The sequence below is a fragment of the Paenibacillus sp. 01L418 genome, from assembly GCF_056400045.1.
Genome location: NZ_JBFTSN010000516.1, coordinates 1 through 4058, shown reverse-complemented (window position 1 = coordinate 4058; position 4058 = coordinate 1). Strand labels below are relative to the sequence as shown.

The 4058-nt window shown below is 40.8% G+C and carries 5 protein-coding genes, 1 pseudogene and 1 other annotated feature; all 6 genes and pseudogenes read right to left on the bottom strand.

The genetic code is table 11. From position 1 onward, the window contains the following. Positions 1-136: 136 nt before the first annotated feature. Complete coding sequence (locus AC1DSE_RS31755) at positions 137-601, bottom strand: NUDIX domain-containing protein (RefSeq protein WP_477528792.1); 465 nt, start codon at positions 599-601, stop codon at positions 137-139. Positions 602-605: 4 nt separating this feature from the next. After that, positions 606-2252 carry a methionine--tRNA ligase gene (metG, locus tag AC1DSE_RS31750; protein ID WP_477528793.1) on the bottom strand — a complete coding sequence of 549 codons (1647 nt, stop codon included), beginning with the start codon at positions 2250-2252 and terminating at the stop codon, positions 606-608. Between the two features lie 42 nt (positions 2253-2294). Then, positions 2295-2556, bottom strand: a binding site (T-box leader). 187 nt (positions 2557-2743) lie between these two features. Beyond that, entirely contained in the window at positions 2744-2872 is a 129-nt protein-coding gene (locus AC1DSE_RS31745) for a hypothetical protein (protein WP_477511696.1), read from the bottom strand. Further along, positions 2865-3077 carry a sigma-70 family RNA polymerase sigma factor gene (locus tag AC1DSE_RS31740; RefSeq protein WP_441875939.1) on the bottom strand — a complete coding sequence of 71 codons (213 nt, stop codon included), beginning with the start codon at positions 3075-3077 and terminating at the stop codon, positions 2865-2867. Before AC1DSE_RS31740 ends, AC1DSE_RS31745 begins: the two co-directional genes overlap by 8 nt. A gap of 27 nt (positions 3078-3104) precedes the next feature. After that, positions 3105-3416, bottom strand: coding sequence for a sigma factor (locus AC1DSE_RS31735; protein WP_477511695.1), 312 nt, complete (start codon positions 3414-3416; stop codon positions 3105-3107). Between the two features lie 160 nt (positions 3417-3576). Further along, positions 3577-4058, bottom strand: a pseudogene (locus tag AC1DSE_RS31730) (hypothetical protein); the annotation flags it as partial.

Below are 4058 nucleotides of genomic sequence, written 5' to 3'. Positions count from 1 at the left end.
CGTGTATATCGGCTACTAGAAAAACCAATGATGGTCCTTTCAATTGAACCAAGTTTGCACTATTATTTCCCACTCTTAACAGCTCCTAAAATTTATAATTTATCCTAACTAATGTATCAAAAAGAAAATTCAATCATCACCCTCGCAAAATATCGGTTTTATGATTTAATAGATCCCTAAAAAGCTGCTTCTGCACGCTGCTAATGCATTCAATATCGATATCCTCCAATTTCGTAAAAACCAACTGCAGCGACTCATTATTGCTATCCGTATGCAGTAGATTCTTACCATCCTCAGCTAATTTACCTGTTAAATCTACCGCCACGTTGAAGATAAACATGACGAATACAACTTCATTGCCATCTGGATATCGATACTGCATATTGGGACCAGTGTAAATGGAATACAAATCATATTCATTTACTTGCAGCCCCGTTTCCTCCAGCACCTCTCTTATCATTGTTTCTTCAATTTTCTCTCCCGCTTCCATTCCGCCGCCAGGCAGACCMCAATCTCCGTAGTCTGATCTTCTCTGTAATAATATTCTTCCAGCTTCATCTTTAATAATGGCTCCGCCAGTGACGATAATTCTCTTATTCATAGGCTCACTCCCTTTTGGATTGAATCTTTAGCGCATTTGTTTCTTCCTCAATGCAACCAACGTCAATACGCTCAAACAACAGCTCTAAACCTTGAATTTTTTGGTTAGCAGCTACACTAATGAGCTCCCAGCTAGGCTCAGGAAGAGTCAGAAACCTTCTTATTTTCTCGCATGAGAAAGGAATAAACGGGCTCAACAATTGAGACAGATTCGCTATAATTTGCACGCAAGTGTTTATAGTAAAAGCACAAGCCTCTCGATTTTCTTTAATCTGAATCCATGGCTTTTGTTCATCAAAATATTTGTTTGCTCTGCGAATAGTAGCAAAAATTAACTCAATCGCTTCCTTTAGTCGTCCTTCTTCAATGCATGCACCTGACTCAACATATAAAGAAGCAATGGCTTTCATCCATTCCGCGTTCTGCTTGCTTTCAGGAACGTTTCCTTCAAAAGATTTATTTATAAACGCTAGCGTACGATTGACTAGATTGCCAAATGCACCAAGCAATTCTCCATTGTGACTATAAATAAATTCTCGCCAAGAGAAATCAGTATCCCGTTTCTCTGGACCGTTTGCGATCAGAAAATAACGAATAGAGTCTGGCTCATAGCGCTTCAAAATGTCCGGCACCCAAACCGCCCAATTATTGCTTGTCGAAAACTTTTTCCCTTCCAGCGTCATGTATTCACAAGAGATGATTCGATCAGGCAAATGATATTCCTCGGCACCAATCAGTACTGCCGGCCATATTAGTGTATGAAAAGGGATATTGTCTTTACCGTGTACATAATAAGCGGTTATTTCCTCATTTCCGTCCTTCCAGAAAGCCTCCCAGCTGCCGCCTGTTTCTGCAGCCCATTGCTTGCTTGCCGATAAATATCCGCTCACTGCTTCAATCCAGACGTAAATTTTTTTATCCTCGAACCCTGCAACCGGAACCTCCACGCCCCAATCTAAGTCCCTTGTCGCCGCTCGATCTTGAAGCCCCTCTGCAAKATATCTTTGCGTTAATTGTACTGCATTTTCTTTCCAACCTTTTGTTTTTTTTGCATACTTAGTCAATTCAGCTTGGAAGGAAGAGAGTGCAAGATAATAATGTTCCGTTGGCCGCTCAATTGGAGGATTCCCGCAAAGCTTGCATGTCTTGTCTGTCAGGTCGGCTGGGTCAAGCAAGGTTGAACAAAAATCACATTGATCGCCTCTCGCACGGTTACTGCAAACAGGGCAAATCCCTTCAACATATCGATCCGGCAAAAATCGTTGATCTGTTTCACAATACGTTTGTTGGATTGTTTTTTTATATAAATGTCCTTTTTCTAAAAGTGCCAAAAATAACTGTTGAACGACTTGGTGATGAAATGGCTGGTCTGTTCGAGTATACAAATCATACGTAAACCCAAGCTGTTTAAAACATTCGGCAAATTCCTGATGAAATCGATCTGCAATATCTCCCGGAGAAACACCCTCCTGAATCGCTTGCACCGCAACAGGCGTACCGTGGCAGTCACTTCCAGATACGTACAACACCTTATTTCCTTTTGCGCGGTAATAACGTGCCAACACATCCCCTGGCAATACACTCGCCAATCTTCCCAAATGCAATGAACCGTTCGCATAGGGCCAAGCACCGCCAATAAACACATTTGTCATCATAACTCCTCCTTTTTTTGACAAACAAAAAAGCCCTCATCCCAAAGGGACGAGAGCTGTGCTCACGCGGTACCACCCAATTTTATTAATGCCTCGCGACATTAACCTCTTCAGGTACGATGCTTATGCATGTATACCCTAGCACAGTAACGGGTGCGGGTTCCGGCGCAGCCTACAACCATATGAGGTTTCGATGCGCAGCTCAGAGACCATATTCCCAAAGTTATTCTTTACCCCTTTTCAGCAACCGGGGCTCTCTGTAAAAAGACATCGCCTTGGTACTCTTTCTCATCATAGCTTTTGTTAGAATATTCAATTTATTGGAATTATACTCAATATGATATTTCAAGTCAAGGTGATTATGTTACTGCCCACATCTCCTTATTCCTAACTCGCTTTATTGTATCTCCATCAAACTATCCGCGATTGCACATACCCACATTTTCGAAACCTCGAATGCCCTTACCTCATATTGGATGTTAATTCCGTTATCATCCGTTACCTTTTTTTTTAACGAGCATGATTTCTTCAAGCACCTTTTGCTTCAATCCCGCTGGCGGATGAATATGATTTGCCTTTTCCATCAACATGCGTTTCAACTCATCTGCACTATTAAACATGGATATCTCTCCTTCTCTTATCCCTTAGTTGTTTTAATGCGTAGTGTAGTCTGGATTTCACCGTTCCGACTGGAATTCGAACGATTTCTGCAACCTCTTCCTGTGTTAAATCATTTAAATAGTGCAGCACTACCACTTGCTTCAGCTTATATGAAAGACAATCCATATCATCCAATATGCTGTGGCTGGACAGCTTTTCTATCACAGAGTCAGAAAAATCATTTTCGAGTGTTTATGAGTAGTTATTAAGCTCATGTGCATGATTGCGAAATTGCCTCCACTTTTTTCGTTTGTAGGCTTGATGTTGTCTAATCGTGATACCGTAAAGCCAAGGCTGAAAAGGTCTCGTACCGTCAAAATTCCGAAGGCTCCTGTACAGTTCGACGTAAACGTCCTGAATAAGATCATCCACATCATTTTTGTTTTCGGTTAGCAAGAATAGGGTACGGTAAACCATATCAATGGTCTCGTTATAAATATCGGAAAACGCTTCTAGATTGCCTCCTAATACTTGCTCAATACGACGATTGATTTCTACAGGCAAAAGAACTCACCTCACATTGTGTAATATATGATATTGGTCGCTAAGTCCCGTTTCGTGCGGTAGATTAAAAAAAATTGGACTCCTGTATGTATAAAAAAAGGACGCCGCTTGGCATCCTCTCTGAATGTACGCTAAAGCGCATAACTATGCTGTCACGATACTAAACCTGCACACCAGTTAATTCGTACGCTTCAAATCCAAATGAAACGTTATGGGTACATTTAAGTTCTATTTTATGATCATAAAAGCGAACGAAATAGGTTATCACATACGGGGTTTCTTTGTAGATCAAAGTAAGAGATAGTTGGTTGCTGTCTATCCAACAAGCATTTGTAACCACTTCCTGATCATGTGTCTCCAAATCTTTCACAAAATGATCAATTGGATGGTTTATGGTGCTGAAGTTAAATGGATACGTCTTCACACTCTGTTCGCCAAAAAATAACTTAAACTGAAATTCGTTCCCACTTGCTGCAAAATGAAGCTCAGTGAGTCCTTGATTATTATCCATGAATGAAAAACGAAGATCATCTAAGCGAATAGGACTAGGCTCACTTAATGCTGGTATGAACGGATTAGCCATTTTCAAGAAATGCTGATCTAAATCTGTTTTTTGTTCACCATCTTCAAAGAGGATATCCG